This is a genomic window from Croceicoccus marinus, from assembly GCF_001661675.2.
Lineage (GTDB): Bacteria > Pseudomonadota > Alphaproteobacteria > Sphingomonadales > Sphingomonadaceae > Croceicoccus > Croceicoccus marinus.
Window position 1 is genome coordinate 627,720 of the sequence record NZ_CP019602.1, and the last position, 15,914, is coordinate 643,633.

Here is a 15,914-nt window from a genome sequence, read left to right on the forward strand (position 1 = left end):
TGTTACGGCCCTATCCTGAAGTAGGATAATAAAAGATCGATTGCGCGCGAGCGACTTTGAGAAAGCTTTTGCAGTTCGGCCCAACTCTTATTGCAATGGCATCGGTGTTTCAGTGCAGATGGCTGTGCTGTTCGTGGACATGAGTCGGGGGGGAGAAAGCGGTCGTACGCTGCGGCGGAGATCACGTTTTGCTGCACACGGGCGAGCGGAATGCCGAAGGTCTTGCCGAGTGCCTTGAAGATCATGGAGGGGCTCTCCCATCGCGCGGCCCGGTTGCGATCGTATCAGCCGGGGCCGCGATGAAAAGAGGCCCGCGCGCGCTCGCGGCCTGTTTCGCGATTGCGCCTGCCGCCTGCTGGCCATAAGCAGCGGGCACCATGGATATTTCGCCGCTTGCCCGCCCGTTTCCCGAATTGCCCGCCATCGCGGGGGCCGTGCCGCGCATCGCGCGCGCGGGATACAAGAACTGGGGGCGCTGCGACCTGACCTTCGTGACGCTGGATCCGGGCACCTCCGTCGCGGGCGTGTTCACGAAAAACGTGTGCTGTTCGTCCGAGGTCGAGCTGGGCCGCGACCAGGTGACGCTGGGCCGCGCGCGGGCGTTGGTCGTCAATGCAGGCAATTCCAACGCCTTTACCGGCTATCGCGGGCGCGAGGCGGTGGAGACCATCATGGCCGAGGTTGCCGCGCATCTGGACTGCGAGCCGAGCGATGTGTTCGTGTCCTCCACCGGGGTGATCGGCGTGCCGCTGCCGCAGGACAAGGCGCGCGAGGGGCTGGCCCGCGTCTTCGCGGCAGAGCCCTGCAGCTGGCAGCAGGCGGCCGAGACCATCGGCACCACCGACACCTTCACCAAGGGCGCGCATGCCAGTGCCATGGTGGGCGATACGCGGGTGGAGTTCAGCGCGATCATCAAGGGCAGCGGCATGATCGCGCCCGACATGGCGACGATGCTGGGCTATGTCTTCACCGACGCCAATGTCGCGCCCGCCTTCCTGCAGCAATGCCTGTCCGCCGCGAACGAGGCGACGTTCTCGTGCATCACGGTCGATGGCGATACCTCTACCAGCGACACGGTGCTGGCCTTTGCCACCGGCAAGGCAGGCAATGCCGAGATTACCGGGCCCGACAGCCCCGGCGCGGATGCCTTTGCCGCCGCTCTGCATGACGTCTGCCGCCAGCTGGCGCATCTGGTGGTGCGCGACGGCGAAGGTGCGCAGAAATTCATCGAGATCGCGGTGACGGGGGCCAAGTCCGACGACAGCGCGCGGCGCGTGGGCCTTGCCATCGCCAATTCGCCGCTGGTCAAGACCGCCATCGCGGGCGAGGATGCGAACTGGGGCCGCGTCGTCATGGCGGTGGGCAAGGCGGGTGAACCGGCGGACCGCGACCGCCTGTCGATCGGGTTCGGCGGGGTATGGACCGCGCGCGACGGCCAGCCGCTTGCCGATTATGACGAGGCGCCGGTGGCCGCGCATCTGAAGGGACAGGACATCCGCATCGATGTCGACCTGGGACTTGGCGGGGGGCGCGCGACCGTGTGGACCTGCGACCTGACCCATGGATATATCACCATCAACGCGGATTACCGGACATGAACGCTCCCATCCAGGCCGTCGCCGCGCTGATGCGCGAGGTCGCCGAAAAGACCATCCTGCCGCGATACCAGTCGCTGGCCGCAAGCGAGATCGTCGAAAAGGCGCATGACGATGTCGTCACCATCGCCGACCGCGAGAGCGAGGTAATGCTGGCCGAGGGGCTGGCCAGGATCCTGCCCGAGGCTGCCATCGTGGGCGAGGAAGCCGCCCATGCCGACGGCGCGGTGATGGATCTTCGCGGGGCAGATCTGTGCTGGATCGTCGATCCGCTGGACGGCACCAATAATTTCGCGCGCGGCAAGCCGCCCTTCGGCATGATCATCGCGCTGGCCGCGGGCGGCGAGACGCAGGCGGGCTGGCTGTGGGACCCGCTGAACGAGCGGCTGTGCCACGCCGAGATCGGCAAGGGCGCCTTTATCGATGGGACACGCATCACCGCACGCCCGACCGGCGAGGACCGGCCCGTCGCCGCGATCAGCACCGTCTTTTTGAACGAGGAGCAGCGCCGCGAAGTGCAGCGCAATGTCGCGCCGCATTTCCGGCTGGTCGACATCCCGCGCTGCGCCGCCGAGCAATATCCGCGGCTGGCGCTGGGGGTGAACGATGTGTCGGTGTTCAATCGCACGCTGGCATGGGACCATGCGGCGGGCGTGCTGTGGCTGAACGAGGCGGGCGGCAGGGCCGCGCGGCTGGACGGTTCGCCCTATCGGCCGGACCAGGACGGCACCGGCCTGCTCGCAGCGGCGAGCCCGGCCCTGTGGGACAGGCTCGCCGCTTGCATTCCCTGATTACAGTTCGGATTCCAGCCAGCCCTTGAGCTGGCCTTTCGGAGCGGCGCCCAGCTTCTGCGCGACCGCTTCGCCGTTCTTGAACAATACCATCAGCGGAATCGACTGCACGCCGATCTGGCCGGGCACGCCGGTGTTTTCCATGATGTCCATCTTGGCGATGGTGACCTTGTCCGCCAGCTCCTCGCTGATTTCCTCGAGCGCGGGGGCGATCATCTTGCACGGGCCGCACCAGTCGGCCCAGAAATCGACCAGCACGGGCTTGTCGGATTTGAGCACCTGTTCCTCGAAGCTGGCGTCGGTGACGGCGATGGTGGGCATGGGATTCTCCTTGAAGGGGGATGTCTGCAAAAGGTCTTGGCACCATAGATAGGACGGCGGCGGCCAGACGCAAACCGCGCGCGGGGCAATGGTTTCTAGGCCCCCCTTAACGCCGCCTTCTCACGCGCCATCACATCGGCGGGAATCGCGAACAGGCGCGGCGCATGGGTATAGAGCAGCAGCGCCTCGACCTCTCGGCCCGGATGGATCGCCTCCAGCGCGCAGGCATAGGCAGCCATCTGGCGCAGATAGGCGGGCGGGATGGCGGCGAAATCGTCAGGCGGGCGGCGCGCGGTCTTGAAATCGACGATGCGGATAGGGTCGCCTTTCGCCGCGTCGCCCAAGTGCAGCCGGTCGACCGTGCCAGCCACCACGCGCGCGCCGACCGTGGCGGAGAACGACACTTCGGCCAGGGCTTCGGGCGCGAACAGGTCGGCGCATTCCGGGGCCATCAGCACGCGGATCGCGGCCTGCGCCATTTCGGCGCGGGTTTCTTCCGAAAGGTCCGCCGCCTGCCGTTCCAGCCAGCGCATCGCAGCGTCGATGCGGCGTTCGGGCGGCAGTTCGGGCAGGCGTTCCAGCAGCCGGTGGATCAGCACGCCGCGCCGCGCGGCATCGACGCCGATCCCGCCCATCGGCGCATGCGGCGGCTCGGCGGCTTCGTGCGGATCGCCCAAAGACGACGGCGCAAGCGGGCGGGGCGGCGCAGGCTCGGCACCCGCCGGGGCCAGCGCCCAGCCGGGCAGCAGCGCGAAACCGGTCTGCCTTGCGCCCGCGGGCATGCCGGGCGTACGCTCCGCCCCCTGGCCCAATTGCTTCATGCCACCCCAGATCGGATCGGCCAGCCAGTCACCGGCTTCCCCGAACAGGGGAGCAAGCCGCGCATACCAGCTGTTCGCCGGGGGCTCGGTCTTCTTGGCCCGCAGCGCGCCTGCCAGAAACAGCGCTTCCTCCGCCCGCGTCATCGCGACATAGAGCAGCCGCCAGTGCTCCTCGCGCTCTTCCTTTGCGGCGGTTGCCTCTGCCTTGGCGATCGGGCCCAGCTTCTCCGCCTTTTTGAGCGACGGCAGCGGCAGGGTGCGCGGCGCGAAGCCCGGCGCATCGGGCAGCGGTTCGGTCAGTTCCAGCGTGCGTGGGGGCGACAAATCGGGATCGTCCGCCGCATCGGCCAGGATCACGATGGGCGCCTGCAGCCCCTTGGACCCGTGCACCGTCATCACGCGCACCAGCCCGCCCTGCTGGTCCGCCTCGCGCTTCAGCTCGCCGTCGCCCGCCTCGAACCAGCGGATGAAACCGGCAAGACTGGGGGTCTGGCTGGCGCTGAAGGCCATGGCGGCGTTCAGCATCTCGTCAATGGGGTCGTTGACCTCGCCCCCCAGCCGCGCGGCCAGTCTGCGGCGGGCCTGCCAAGGGCCGACCAGCATCCAGTGCAGCAGCGCCTGCGGCGTGTCGTAATCGGCCAGCCGCAAAAGATCGTTGAGCATGGCCAGCGCCTGACGCGGGCGGCTTTCGGTGCTGGCGCGCAGATGGTCGTAGAGCCGCACACCCTTTTCGCGCCAGCCATGTTCCAGCAGCTCTTCCTGCGACCAGCCGAAGATGGGTGAGACCAGCAGGCAGGCGAGCGACAGATCGTCCTCCGGCTGCGCGGCAAAGCGCATCGCCGCCATCAGGTCGCGCACGCCCAGCGGCGCGCCCAGCCGCAGCCGGTCCACGCCCGCGACCGGCACGCCCTTGGCATGCAGCCGTGCGACGATCAGCCCTGCCAGCTCCTTGCGCTTGCGGACGAGGACCATCACGTCGCCGGGTCCGGCCAGCCTCTCGCCGCCCTTTACCAGAGGGAAGCCCGCGTCGATCCAGTGGCGGATCTGGACGGCGATATTCTCGGCCACGCGGCGGTCGGGGCGCGAGAGCCAGCCCTCGGTTCCTTCGTCGGTGTCCTCGTCCTCGCCGCCGGGATCGCCCACCGTGCGCCACAGCACGACCTGTCCGGGGCGCTTTTCGCCCAGATGCACGCCGGGATCGTCGGCGAGGCCCAGCGCTTCCGGCCCGATTTCGGCAATCGCGGCATCGACGAAGTCGAGCACGGGCTGCGCGGTGCGATAGCTGCGGGCAAGGCCGTATTCGCGGAACGGGCGCTGCTCTTTCGCACCGCGCGTGAAGGACAGGTTCTCGATCGCGCCGGCCATGCGGGCCTTGACCCGGTCGCGGGCGCGCTGGAAATTCTCGGGGCTGGTGCCCTGGAAGCGGAAGATCGCCTGCTTGTAGTCGCCCACCACGAACAAGGTGCGCAGGCGGTCGCCGCGCGCGCCTTCGCCGGTGAAGAACTCCTCGGTCAGCGCGTCGATCACGTCCCATTGCGCGCTGTTGGTATCCTGCGCCTCGTCGACGAGGATGTGGTCGAACTGCCGGTCGAGCTTGTAGCGGATCCACGCCGACATGTCGGAGCGTTTGAGCAGCCTTGCGGCCTCGGCGATCTGGTCGTCGAAATCGATCAGCCCGGCGCGCGCCTTGGCCTCGCCCCATTTCAGCGCGAAGGCCCGGCCAAGGGTGAGCGCGGGGGCGAGCCACTGGGCGAGCGCGCCGAGGTTCTTCGCCTCCTCCACCTTGTCGAGGCAAGTGATCGCCCGATACGCGTATTCACCGTAGTCGGGATCGATCTTGGACAGGTTTGCCAGATACTTGGGCTCGCCCTTGTCGTTCATGAGCGCCTTGCGGAGATCGGTACTGGCGGCCAGTCGCGCTGTCCCATCGCCCGCCAGCCACGCTCCGATCGGACCCGCCATCTTGCCCGCGGTCGCCGTGCCCCATGCCAGCAAGGCGTCATGGCATCGCCGAAGCGACTGCGTGTCGAACGCTGCGTCTTCGCATAAGGATGCAACGGTTGCCGGATCGTGATCTGGCTTAAGCCCCAGCAGCCGATAGACGCGCGGCAATAGCGGGGGCTTCCAGCTTCCGGTCCCTTCCCATGCGGCGCGCGCTTCGGCGCAGGCCATCAGGAAGCGTTCTATCGCGCCCTGATCGGCGCGCAGCGACATGGTGGCCAGCGCGTCGGTCAGCGAAGTGTCGCCCCGCTCCTCCGCCGCGATCAGCAATTCCGCCAGCGTGTCGCGCAGCAGCAGTTCGCGGTCGCGGTCCTCCATCGGGCGGGTGCCGGGCACCAGCCCCGCCTCGAGCGGGAAGGCCGACAGCAGCCACTGCGAGAATGCGTGGATCGTCTCGATGCGAAGGCCGCCGCCGGGGCAGTCGAGCACGGCGGCAAAGCGCGTGCGGGCGCGGGCGATGTCGTCGGGGCCGAACTCACCGCCGATCGCCTGCAGGTCGCGGGCCAGTGCAATCTCGTCCGCGCGCACCCAGCTGGCGAGCACGTCGTTGACCCGGTTCGCCATTTCCGCCGCGCCCGCCTTGGTAAAGGTCAGGCATAATATCTGCGACGGTTCGACGTCGCCCTGCAGCAACAGCCGCAGCACGCGGGCGGACAGCACCTGCGTCTTGCCGGTGCCCGCGCTGGCCGAAAGCCAGACGGTATCGGCGGGGTTCACCGCCTCGCGCTGGCTGCCGGCGAGCGGATAGACCTTGGCGGGACCGCTCACTGGTCGCCCCCTTCAGGCCCGCGCCCCTGCCATTCGTCCAGCCGCATCAGCTGGTCGTAATCGTTGTATCCCGGCAGATCGGGATTGAGCCGCGCGGTGAACGGCTCCTCGCCCACGATCCAGCGGTCGAGCGCGTCGTGGAGCAGGTGTTCGCTCTCGCCCAGGAAATCCTCGCGCGGGATGCCGCTTTTCTTGCGGCCTTCGAGGATGGGTTCGTCGCGATAGCCGAACTCGCCCGACTTGCGATTCCGGGCGAGCGACCAGTATTCGAAATGGGTCGGCTCACCGCGCAGCTGGTCGAAGCCCTCATGCGCCGCGATCACGCCCGTCGTGCCAAGTTGCAGCGCGAAACCCGCCGCGACTTCGGAGGCGCGGGGCGGGTGGCCCGTCTTGTAGTCGACGATGGCCAGCTCGCCATTCGGCAGCCGGTCTATGCGGTCGGCGCGGGCGCTGATCTCGACGCCCTTTACCGTGATGCGGCCCTTTTCCTCGACCGCCGCGATCTCGCGCCCCTCGGCGCGCAGGGCCTGCGTTTCGGCATCCAGCCATTCGAGCGCGGCCAGCAGGCGCGGCTGCCACAGCCCGCGCATGAACGGATGGCCGGAGAGTTCGCGCAGCCGCTCCTCGGCCAGCGGGATCAGCGCGCCGGGGGCGGCATCGTGCTTCCAGTACCAGTCCTCGAGGATCGCGTGCACCGCGCTGCCCCGCCAGGCGGGCGTCGGCTCCTCGTCGATGCTTTCCAGCCGCTTCAGCCGCAATATGTGCGAGGCATAGAACTGGTACGGGTCGGATCGCAGCCGGTCCAGGGCGGTTGCGCTGATGTCGACCTTGCGCTGTTCGGCGCTTGGCACCGGCGCGGGCTGGGGGTGCGGATCGGCGGGCTGCGCGAAATCCAGCTGTTCGGCCAGCGCCGGGATCTCGGTCTCCATGTGCCGGTCCAGCAATTCGCCCAGCATCGCGCGCACGCGCAGCACGAAGCGGCTGGCGATGGCGGGGCCGCTGGCGTCCTTGCGCGCGTAGGACAGCACCACTTCGGGCGCGCCCAGCGCTGCGGCAAGGTCGTGCGCCGACAGGCCGATGCGGAAATCGCCGCCCGGCACGCCCAGCGCGCGCATCACGGCGGGCGCGACCAGCGGGTCGCGGGCAGGGGGCTGGGGCCAGCTGTTCTCGGTCAATCCGCCGCAGATGACGAGGTCGGCGCGGCTCATCCGCGCCTCGATCAGGCCATAGATCGCGATGCGCGGGTGCCCGCCATAGGGCGGCCGGACCGAGATCGTGTCGATCGCATCGCGCAGCACCAGCGGCACCTCGGCGGGGGCGAGCGCGGTCGGCACCTCGCGGGCGCCTTCGCGCAATGTCTCCATCGCGGCGGAGAGAGCGCGGCCGTCCGCCTCGGCCCAGATGCGGGTTTCGCACAGCGCCTCGCCCGCCGCCGCGATGGCGGAGAGCGCCTCGGCCATGTCGACGGTTTCGTGTTCGCCCAGCGCCACCAGCGGTTCGACGATGGGTTCGACCTGCGTTTCCCACCAGTCGAGCAGGGTGGTGCTGCCCCGTTCCTTCGCATGGCTCTTCAGCATGGCGCGGATCGGTTCCAGCCCGACATCGATGCGCGGACCGCGCAGCAGCTTTTCGAACCGGCGCAGGCGGCGCAGCCATGCGGCGCGCGCGTCCCCCGTGCCGCCCGCCAGCGGATGCGACAGCGCGGCGACCAGCGGCACCGGCGCGGCGCGGGCAGCCAGGATTTCCGCAAGCAGCAGCGCCATGCGGCCCGCCGTGGTGTGCGGCATCGGGCGGCCCGCCGAATCGTCGGCCTGGATGTTCCAGCGCTTGAGATGCGCGATCACGCGCCCCGCCAGCCCGCGATCCGGCGTCACCAGCGCGACGCGGCGTTCGGGCACCTCCAGCGCCTCGCGGATCAGCAGGGCGATGGCCTGCGCCTCGTGCTCCGGCCTTGCGGTTTCCATCAGGCGCACGCCCGACAGGCGGCGGCGTTCGGGCGGCAGATCGACCCAGCTCGCGCTTTCCCTGGGCGGCAGGAACAGGCTGGACAAGGCGCGGCTACGCTCGGGCGGCGCGGCGGAGGCGCCCCGGCGGTGCCAGGGGCGCACCTCGCCCCGCGCGACACCCATGCGGTTCAGCAGCAGCTTCAGATGATATTGCGGATGCGTCACCGCGTCGCTGGGCCCCAGCGGCGCGTCGCCCGGTTCGGCCCCGATGCCTGCGCGGCCCAGCGAATCCCAGACCTCGTCTTCCAGCGAGAGGTCGAGGTCGGGCAGCACCACCGCCCCTTTCGGCAGGCCGGCGATCGCGCGCAGCAGGCCGGCGATGGCGGGGCTGGCGCTGGTGATGCCCGCCGCGACGATCGGCATTGGCGGCGGGTCCTCGCGCCAGCGGCGGGCCGCGTGGTCGAACAGCGCATTGCGCCGCGCGGGCACGTCGGTCTCGCCGCGCTGCTGCAATTCGGCCAGCCACATCGCCTGCACCGTGGCGAACAGATGCAGGTTCTGCTTCCAGTGCTCCGACAGCTCGCCCACGATGTCGAGCACGCGTTCACCCAGCAGTTCCTCGGGCCCGATGCCTTCGACCAGCAGCCGGTCCATCGCGCGCCCGATCTCGCGCGCCTGCCGCAGCAGGGCCGAGGCGACGGGGATCTGCATGCCCGCGCGCTCCATCGCCTGTTTCAGCAATTGCGCCAGCCGCAGCCAGCGCCGCGTGGGATCGGCGGCGGGCGGGATGTCCGCGCCTTCCCCTATCGGATCGAGCAGCGGCCCCAAAGTCTCGTCCAGCTCGATATCGCCGATAACCGCCATGCGCGGCAGCAGCAGGCCCCCCGATATCTCTGGCCTGCTATCCTCGCCCATCAGGCGGGTGAACGCCTCGGTCATGGTGCGGATCGCGCGGCGGCCGGGCAGAAGCAATGTCAGCCGCGCGAGGCCATAGCCATCCTCGTGGTAACGCGGCACCAGACCCGCCGCCAGCGCATCGGCAAAGCCGCGATGGGCAGCGATGGAGTAGATCGAGAGTTGCTGCGAGGCCACGCTTACAGCACGTCGGCGAACAGGGCCTCGGCCGGCGCGATATGCTGGGGTTCGCCGATCTCGATCCAGTCGCCCTGGTGCACGACGCCGTAAAGCCGCCCTTCCTCGATCGCGCGGTTCCAGAACACATTGGTCGAGAATTTCGCCTCGTCCGGCGGATCGCGCAGCAGCGATTTGGCGATCAGCTGGATGCCGGTGAACACATAGGGCGCGACCCGGCCCGACTTGCGGCGCGTGATCCGGCCATAAGGGTCGAGGTGGAAGTCGCCCTTGCCGCAATAATTATGCGCGCGCTTGTGCGGCACCATCAGCAGCAGCGCGTCCATCCTGTCCGCATCCCACGCGCCCGAAAGCTCGTGGAACACGTCGACCGGCCCGTCGAGCCACATCGCATCGGAATTGAGGCAGAAGAACGGGTCCGCGTCGATCAGCGGCCATGCGCGCACCAGCCCGCCGCCGGTTTCCAGCAATTGATCGCGCTCGTCCGAGATGGTGATCTGCGGGGCGCTGCGCAGTTTCATGTGCCCTTCGATATGATCGGGCAGGTAATGCACATTGACGACCGCGCGCGCGATCCCCGCATCGGCGATCTTGTCGAGCGCATGGTCGAGCAGCGGCTTGCCCGCCACGCGGACCATCGGCTTGGGCCGGCTGGTGGTGAGCGGGCGCATGCGCTTGCCCAGCCCCGCGGCCATGACCATCGCGACATCGCTGGCAAGCGGCGGGCAGGTGAGGGCCATCAGCCTTACGCCTCGCCCGTCGCGCCGCTGGCGGCCCGCAGTTCGCCGGGGATGTTCGCGTCCATCCAGCGCGCCACGGGCTCCAGCGCGGGATGGGCAAGGTCGCGTTCGAGCAGATCCCACACGCGCGGGATCAGGCCGAGGTAATGGTGCTTGCCGTCGCGGCGCGACAGGCGCACGAAAATGCCCACGATCTTGGCGTTCCGCTGCGCGCCCAGGATCGCGTAATCCGACAGGAAATCCTCACCCGCGCCGGTGCGCGCACGGTAATGGTCCAGCATCGCGGCCTCAAGCTCGGGCGCGACGTCGCGGCGCGCATCCTGCAGCAGCGAGACGAGGTCGTAGGCCGGATGCCCGACCAGCGCGTCCTGAAAATCCAGCAGGCCCTGTTCGTGGACCGAGTCCAGCAGCATCACGTTCTCGGCATGATAGTCGCGCAGCACGGTGACGCCTCCGCCGGGCAGCTTCGCCTGCGTGTCGAGCACGGGCGCCAGCACTTCGCGCCACGCCGCCTCGAACCCGTCGTCGTCGACCGCCAGCCCGTGCGCGACGCAGAACCATTCGGTGAACAGCTTCGCCTCGCGCAGATAGGTGTTGAGGTCGTAGGGATCGAAAGGACCGGCGGGCGCATCCGCCAGCCGGGCCAACACGTCGACCGCGGCGGCATAGACGTCATGCTCGTCCTGCGCCGCCCGGTCCAAGTGGTCGCGCATGCGGCGGTGGCCGAAATCCTCCAGCAGGACCAGGCCCTGCCCGGCGTCCTCGGCCAGGATCGCGGGGGCGCGAAAGCCGTGGTCGGCCAGGTAATGCGCGGCCTTCAGGAACGGACCCGGATCCTCGTGCGGCGGGGGCGCGTCCATCAGCATCGCGCTTTCGCCTTTCCCGCTTCCTGACGAACGCACCACGCGGAAATAGCGGCGGAACGAGGCATCGCCCGGCAGCGCGTGGATGTCCCCGTCGCCCCAGCCGGCCGCGTCGAGGAACGCGCGGGCATGGGGAGGGAAGGGACGGGATGCGGAAGCGGGCGTGTTCATCCCCAGCGCTCTAGCCAATCGTGCCCCGCGCGGGCAATGGCGATCCGGCAGTCACCCGATGTTTCGATGTGGATTGCGAGACAGGCGGGGTCATGCGCGAAGCCGCCCGCCATTTCCGGCCACTCGGCGATCAGCGCGGCGTCCTGCAGATAATCGTCGAGGCCCAGCTCTTCCGCCTCTGCCGGATCCTCCAGCCGGTAGAAATCGGCATGCACCAAAGGCAGCGCCACGCCGGACCCATCGGGGGCCGGATCATATGTCTGGATGATCGCGAAGGTCGGGCTGGGCACTTCGCCTGCATGCCCCAGCGCGGCGATGATCGCGCGGGCCAGAGTGGTCTTGCCCGCGCCCAGCCCGCCGCTCAGCGCGACGACATCGCCCGCGCGCAGCAGCCCCGCGATTCGCGTGCCCAGCGCCTGCGTCGCGGCAAGGTCGGGCAAGGGATGGCGGGTCTCGCTGCTCATCGCCGGGCCTCAGGGCAGCACGACGGTCACGACCACGCGCCCGCGCGCATCCTGCGCATGGTCGAGCGAACCCTTGTGCGCCTCGATCAGCTCGCGCGCCAGCGGCAGGTTCAGCCCCGCGCTGGTGTCGGCGCTGCCCGACACGCCTTCCTGCGCGTTGTCGTGGGTTATGGTGATCGCCACCCCGTCGCGGCGGCGGCGCAGGTCCATGTTGATCCGCCCCCCGCGCGGCGAGGAGGCGATGGCATTGTCGATCAGATTGCCGATCGCGCGGGCCAGTTGCCGCTCGTCCCCGCTGACCAGTCCGGACGTGCGGTCGCCGCGCAGGTTGAAGGTGATGTCCGCCTGCTCGATCGCCTGCGAGCGGTCCTGCACCAGCCCGGTGACCAGCGGCATCAGCTCGACGTCCTCCTCGGCCATCGGCATCAGCCCCGCCTCGCTCTGCGTCAGGTCGAGCACCGCCTCGATCTGCTGCGACAGGCGCGCGGTGGAATCGAGGATCGCGGTGACATATTCGCGGCCCGTCTCCGTCATCTCGCCCGCCACGCCGGCGCGCAGCATCTCGGCAAAGCCGGTGATCGAGGTGAGCGGGGTGCGGAACTCGTAGCTCATGTTGGCAAGGAAGCGGGTCTTGACCGCATCGGCCTCGACCAGCGCCTCGTTGCGCTCGATCAGCGCGGCCTCGGCCTTTTGCGCGTCGGTGATGTCGAGGCTGGTCAGCATGCCGTTGCCGTCGGGCAGCGGCACGCCCGCCAGCGCCAGCGTGCGCCCGTCGGCCAGCGTGACCCTGCCGGTGGTCTGCTCGCGCTGCAGGGTCGCCGCCTCGACCAGCAGGCGGATGCGGCGGGTGTCGGCGCGGTCGCGCAGCAGCGGGGCCATGCCTTCCAGCAGCGCGTCGATATGCGGGTGGCCCGCCAGCACTTCCTCGCGCAGGTTCCATTCGGCGGCGAAGCGGCGGTTCCAGATCTGCAGCCGCCCGTCAGGGGCCAGCACCACCAGCCCCTCGAACAGATTGTCGAAGGTCGCGGTGCGGGTCCGCAGCAGCGTGTCGCGCGCGCTGGCCAGCTTCAGCTGCTCGGTCCGGTCCTCGAAGATCATGACCAGCCCGCCGTCGGGCATGGGCTGGGCGACGACGCGCAGATGGGTGCCGTCGGCCAGCACCCATTCCTCGTCCTTGACGTCGTTGGCGGTGAACCAGCCCTCGCGCTCGGCGCGCCAGGCGGGAAAGTCGCGCACCTCGGGCAGGCGGCCGGCATTGCGCATCATGTCGAAGATGCGGCCCACGGGCAGCGCTTCCTGGCCGATATTGGGGGGCAGGCGGAAGATGCGCTGCATCGGCAGGTTGGTAAAGACCAGCTGGCGGGCATGGTCGAACTGGGCGACGCCGCTGCTCATCTGGTCGAGCAATGCGCGCTGCGCGTTGCGGAACGCGCGATATTCGCGCTCCAGCAGCTGCAGGTCCTCGACATCGACGGCATAGCCCGCGACGCCTTCGTTCCCCACCGGCAGGTCGGACACGCGAAAGGCGCGGCGCTCGCCGTCGATGGTGATCATGGCCTGCCGCTCGACCGCCTGCTGCGAGGCCTTGGCCTGCTCGGCCACTTCGGTCGCGGTCATGCCGCCGACCGTCTCGACCAGCTCGATCCCGCCCGACACGACATCCTCGGCGCTGTCGGCGCCGACCGCGGCGACATAGGCCGAATTGACCAGCCGCAGCCGCCCGTCGGTATCGCGGAACCACATCGGCACGGGCGCCGCCTCGATCAGGCCGACCAGCGCGTGGAAATCGTGGCGCGACCGCTCGGCCTCGGCCGACAGGCGGGCGATCTCCTCGGCGCTGTCGCTGGCGTCGGATACCCACAGCATGACGGCGCCGCCGCCCGCGACCTGTGGGTCGGCCAGATGCCCGATCACCGACAGCGCGTGATTGGCGCCGCCGGGATGCAGCATCATGCGCAGCGGCGCGGCGGACGAGCGGGTCTTCTCAACCGCGTCCCACAGCGCCTCGGCCTCCTCGACCGGCAGGCCCGATTCGGGGCCAGCCAACCCGTGAAGATGCTGCGGCAGGCTCGAGCAGCCGAACCACGCCGCCAGCCGCTCCGACGCCTCGATCCTGCCGTTGGAGCGGACCAGCAGGGGAAGGGCGGGCGATTCGTCGATCATGCGCGACAGGCGCAGATTGGCGCGGCGGTCGCGGCGCGCGCGGCGCAGCTTGCGGCGCGACACGACCAGCGCCAGGCCCGCCGCCGCGGTCCACGCCGCCAGCAGCAGCCCGATCAGCAGCAGGGCAGGCAGCCCCAGCGTAAACCCCTCTGCGGCGGTGCTTGAATCCATGCAGCAGCGCTAGGCGAGAGAAGGCGCAAGGGCAATCGCCTTGAGGGAGCGCGTGCGCGGCGGCGCGGCGCGTCGGGGCAGGGCGGCAGGGCGGCGCGTCGGGGCAGGGCGGCGGCGCGGCGCGGCGCGGCGCGGCAGGGCGGCGCGGCGGGGCGGGGCACGCGGAAGGCTGGCGGTTCGAAGCGCGGCTGCGGCCGATCCGCAATGCAACTATCTGGAAGGTTACGGACACTTGATCTTGCTGGTCCAGTTCAACACAGGAAGGCCGACGGGAGATGGATCGTGGCTGCTGCCCGCCGACCGGGAAGCCACCCGCAAACCGCCGTTCGACGGACCCCGCCGGGGCCGATCGGCTGGTCGCACCAGCCGCGCCCGGCATGGCCATCGGCCTCGCCCTGATGGCGCCCGCCTGCCTGACGCTGCTGCGCGGCGCGCGCGCTGCCCGCTGCCGTTCGCAGGCGCGGGCCTATATGTAGATGGTCTGTTCGGACCGCGCCCAGCCGCTGCCGAACCCGCGACTCCGCGATCGGGCAAGCGTCCCGCTGGTCGCCCGAGGCGAAACGCTGGCCTGATCTGGGCCTGATGCCAGATCGTTCCCGGCAAGACCGGTGAAGCCCTTGGAAATCGGGATTAGCCGCCGGCGTCTGCCTGGCGCATTCGGCTAGGATTTTGCTTTCTGTTGAATTGTCTCGCCGCGGGACAGTATCATCGCCGCAGCTCGCCTTCGCGTGGCCGCTTCGCGTCCATGTCGTGCGGGTTCGACTGATCGATTGTCACGGCGCCCCAGGCGCTTACACACGAGGCGGAACCGCATGAACATGATGAGCAGAAAGACGCCCGTACGCGGACGACAGAAGATCCGCGCGGCACGCCCCATGCGGGTCGGCATCCTGACCCTGCCGCTGCATATCAATTACGGCGGCATCATCCAGGCCGCCGCGCTCTATCGCATGATCGAGGATATGGGCCACCAGCCCGTCTTCCTCGACAAGAAGCCCAAGAGGTCGCTGCCGCACCGGCTGACCAAGCGGCTGCTGGCGTCGATCCCCGGCCAGAACATCGGCAATGTGCGCGAGGCGGTGCGCAACATGAACGTGCACAAGCCCTTCGTGCGCCGCTTCCTTCCCAATGCCACCCGCCCGCTTCTGACCGGCACCGACCTTTCGGCCGCGGTCAAGCGGCGCAAGCTGGACGCTGTGGTGGTGGGCAGCGACCAGGTATGGCGCCCGCATTACCACCAGGACGACCAGGCGCTGGTCTATTTCCTCGACTTCGTCGAGCCCGAGGTGACCGCGCGCATCGCCTATGCCGCCTCGTTCGGGAAGCCGACGTGGGAGTATGAGGACATCGCCAAGCCCGCGGGCGAGCTGCTGAACGATTTCGCCCATGTCTCGGTACGCGAGAATTCCGCCGTCGACATCTGCGCCGAGGCGTTCGGCGTCGCTGATTGCGAGGTCGTGCTGGACCCGACGCTGGCCGTCGACCCCGCGTTCTACGAGGAAGTCGCCGCCGAAGCGTCGGACCTTGACTGCAAGGACGGCGAGTTCGTGTTCGAATATGTGCTGGACCGCGACAGGATCGAGCCGGGCATCGCCGGGCGGCTGGCGGACAACATGCCCGACCTGTCGCATGCCCGCGCGATCCACCCCGAACTGCCCGGCGACGCCGATACGCTGCCCGACTGGATGGCGCATTTCCGACATGCCGGCTGCGTGCTGACCGACAGCTTCCACGGCACGGTGTTCTGCATCCTGAACCGCCGCAATTTCATCACCATCGTCAACCCCAAGCGCGGGGCCGACCGGTTCCATACGCTGCTGGGCGCGCTGGGCCTGGAAGGGCGGATGGTGAAGCAGCTGGACGATGCGACCGCGCGGCGCCTGCTGGCGCAGCCGATCGATTACGATGCGGTCCATGCGCGGCTGAACCTGCTGCGCCGCAGTTCGCGCGATTTCCTTCAGGGCGCGCTGGACGCCGCCTGAACCCTGTCAATTCTTGATGGCCGCG

12 protein-coding genes are annotated in these 15,914 nt (G+C 69.2%); 4 read left to right on the forward strand and 8 right to left on the reverse strand.

The window, feature by feature from the left end:
• Positions 1–2: 2 nt before the first annotated feature.
• Positions 3–245: a hypothetical protein gene (locus tag A9D14_RS19285; protein WP_157668117.1), complete on the reverse strand. Its 243-nt coding sequence runs from the start codon at positions 243–245 to the stop codon at positions 3–5.
• Between the two features lie 132 nt (positions 246–377).
• On the opposite strand from A9D14_RS19285, the gene argJ reads away from it, so the two are divergent.
• Positions 378–1,598, forward strand: coding sequence for a bifunctional glutamate N-acetyltransferase/amino-acid acetyltransferase ArgJ (gene argJ / locus A9D14_RS03030; protein ID WP_066842835.1), 1,221 nt, complete (start codon positions 378–380; stop codon positions 1,596–1,598).
• Entirely contained in the window at positions 1,595–2,386 is a 792-nt protein-coding gene (locus A9D14_RS03035; RefSeq protein ID WP_066842837.1) for an inositol monophosphatase family protein, read from the forward strand. Before argJ ends, A9D14_RS03035 begins: the two co-directional genes overlap by 4 nt.
• Here A9D14_RS03035 and trxA read toward each other — a convergent pair whose 3' ends face one another.
• The 7 genes from trxA to A9D14_RS03070 form a co-directional block, all read right to left on the reverse strand.
• Complete coding sequence (gene trxA, locus A9D14_RS03040) at positions 2,387–2,707, reverse strand: thioredoxin (RefSeq protein WP_066842839.1); 321 nt, start codon at positions 2,705–2,707, stop codon at positions 2,387–2,389.
• Between the two features lie 95 nt (positions 2,708–2,802).
• A complete protein-coding gene (addA, locus tag A9D14_RS03045; protein ID WP_066842841.1) occupies positions 2,803–6,297 on the reverse strand; it encodes a double-strand break repair helicase AddA in 3,495 nt (1,164 codons plus the stop codon).
• Entirely contained in the window at positions 6,294–9,335 is a 3,042-nt protein-coding gene (addB, locus tag A9D14_RS03050; RefSeq protein ID WP_066842843.1) for a double-strand break repair protein AddB, read from the reverse strand. The genes addA and addB overlap by 4 nt, the downstream gene beginning before the upstream one ends.
• 2 nt (positions 9,336–9,337) lie before the next feature.
• Positions 9,338–10,075 carry a nucleotidyltransferase family protein gene (locus tag A9D14_RS03055; protein WP_066842845.1) on the reverse strand — a complete coding sequence of 246 codons (738 nt, stop codon included), beginning with the start codon at positions 10,073–10,075 and terminating at the stop codon, positions 9,338–9,340.
• A 5-nt stretch (positions 10,076–10,080) separates the two neighbouring features.
• Positions 10,081–11,109 (reverse strand): aminoglycoside phosphotransferase family protein, encoded by a 1,029-nt coding sequence (locus A9D14_RS03060; protein WP_066842847.1) that lies wholly within the window; start codon positions 11,107–11,109, stop codon positions 10,081–10,083.
• Positions 11,106–11,573, reverse strand: a complete 468-nt coding sequence (tsaE, locus tag A9D14_RS03065; protein WP_066842849.1) for a tRNA (adenosine(37)-N6)-threonylcarbamoyltransferase complex ATPase subunit type 1 TsaE — start codon at positions 11,571–11,573, stop codon at positions 11,106–11,108. The genes A9D14_RS03060 and tsaE overlap by 4 nt, the downstream gene beginning before the upstream one ends.
• A 9-nt stretch (positions 11,574–11,582) precedes the next feature.
• A complete protein-coding gene (locus A9D14_RS03070; RefSeq protein ID WP_066842851.1) occupies positions 11,583–13,907 on the reverse strand; it encodes a PAS domain-containing sensor histidine kinase in 2,325 nt (774 codons plus the stop codon).
• Positions 13,908–14,182: 275 nt separating this feature from the next.
• Between A9D14_RS03070 and A9D14_RS03075 the strand changes: the two genes are divergently transcribed.
• Positions 14,183–14,383 (forward strand): hypothetical protein, encoded by a 201-nt coding sequence (locus tag A9D14_RS03075; protein WP_066842853.1) that lies wholly within the window; start codon positions 14,183–14,185, stop codon positions 14,381–14,383.
• Between the two features lie 336 nt (positions 14,384–14,719).
• Complete coding sequence (locus A9D14_RS03080; RefSeq protein WP_066842855.1) at positions 14,720–15,889, forward strand: polysaccharide pyruvyl transferase family protein; 1,170 nt, start codon at positions 14,720–14,722, stop codon at positions 15,887–15,889.
• Positions 15,890–15,914 lie beyond the last annotated feature (25 nt).

Coding starts and splice junctions, on each gene's coding strand:
- A9D14_RS03070 (WP_066842851.1), bottom strand. CDS start 13,907: ATGGATTCAAGCACCGCCGCAGAGGGGTTTACGCTGGGGCTGCCTGCC.
- A9D14_RS03075 (WP_066842853.1), top strand. CDS start 14,183: ATGGATCGTGGCTGCTGCCCGCCGACCGGGAAGCCACCCGCAAACCGC.
- argJ (WP_066842835.1), top strand. CDS start 378: ATGGATATTTCGCCGCTTGCCCGCCCGTTTCCCGAATTGCCCGCCATC.
- A9D14_RS03060 (WP_066842847.1), bottom strand. CDS start 11,109: ATGAACACGCCCGCTTCCGCATCCCGTCCCTTCCCTCCCCATGCCCGC.
- A9D14_RS03035 (WP_066842837.1), top strand. CDS start 1,595: ATGAACGCTCCCATCCAGGCCGTCGCCGCGCTGATGCGCGAGGTCGCC.
- A9D14_RS03055 (WP_066842845.1), bottom strand. CDS start 10,075: ATGGCCCTCACCTGCCCGCCGCTTGCCAGCGATGTCGCGATGGTCATG.
- tsaE (WP_066842849.1), bottom strand. CDS start 11,573: ATGAGCAGCGAGACCCGCCATCCCTTGCCCGACCTTGCCGCGACGCAG.
- trxA (WP_066842839.1), bottom strand. CDS start 2,707: ATGCCCACCATCGCCGTCACCGACGCCAGCTTCGAGGAACAGGTGCTC.
- A9D14_RS19285 (WP_157668117.1), bottom strand. CDS start 245: ATGATCTTCAAGGCACTCGGCAAGACCTTCGGCATTCCGCTCGCCCGT.
- A9D14_RS03080 (WP_066842855.1), top strand. CDS start 14,720: ATGAACATGATGAGCAGAAAGACGCCCGTACGCGGACGACAGAAGATC.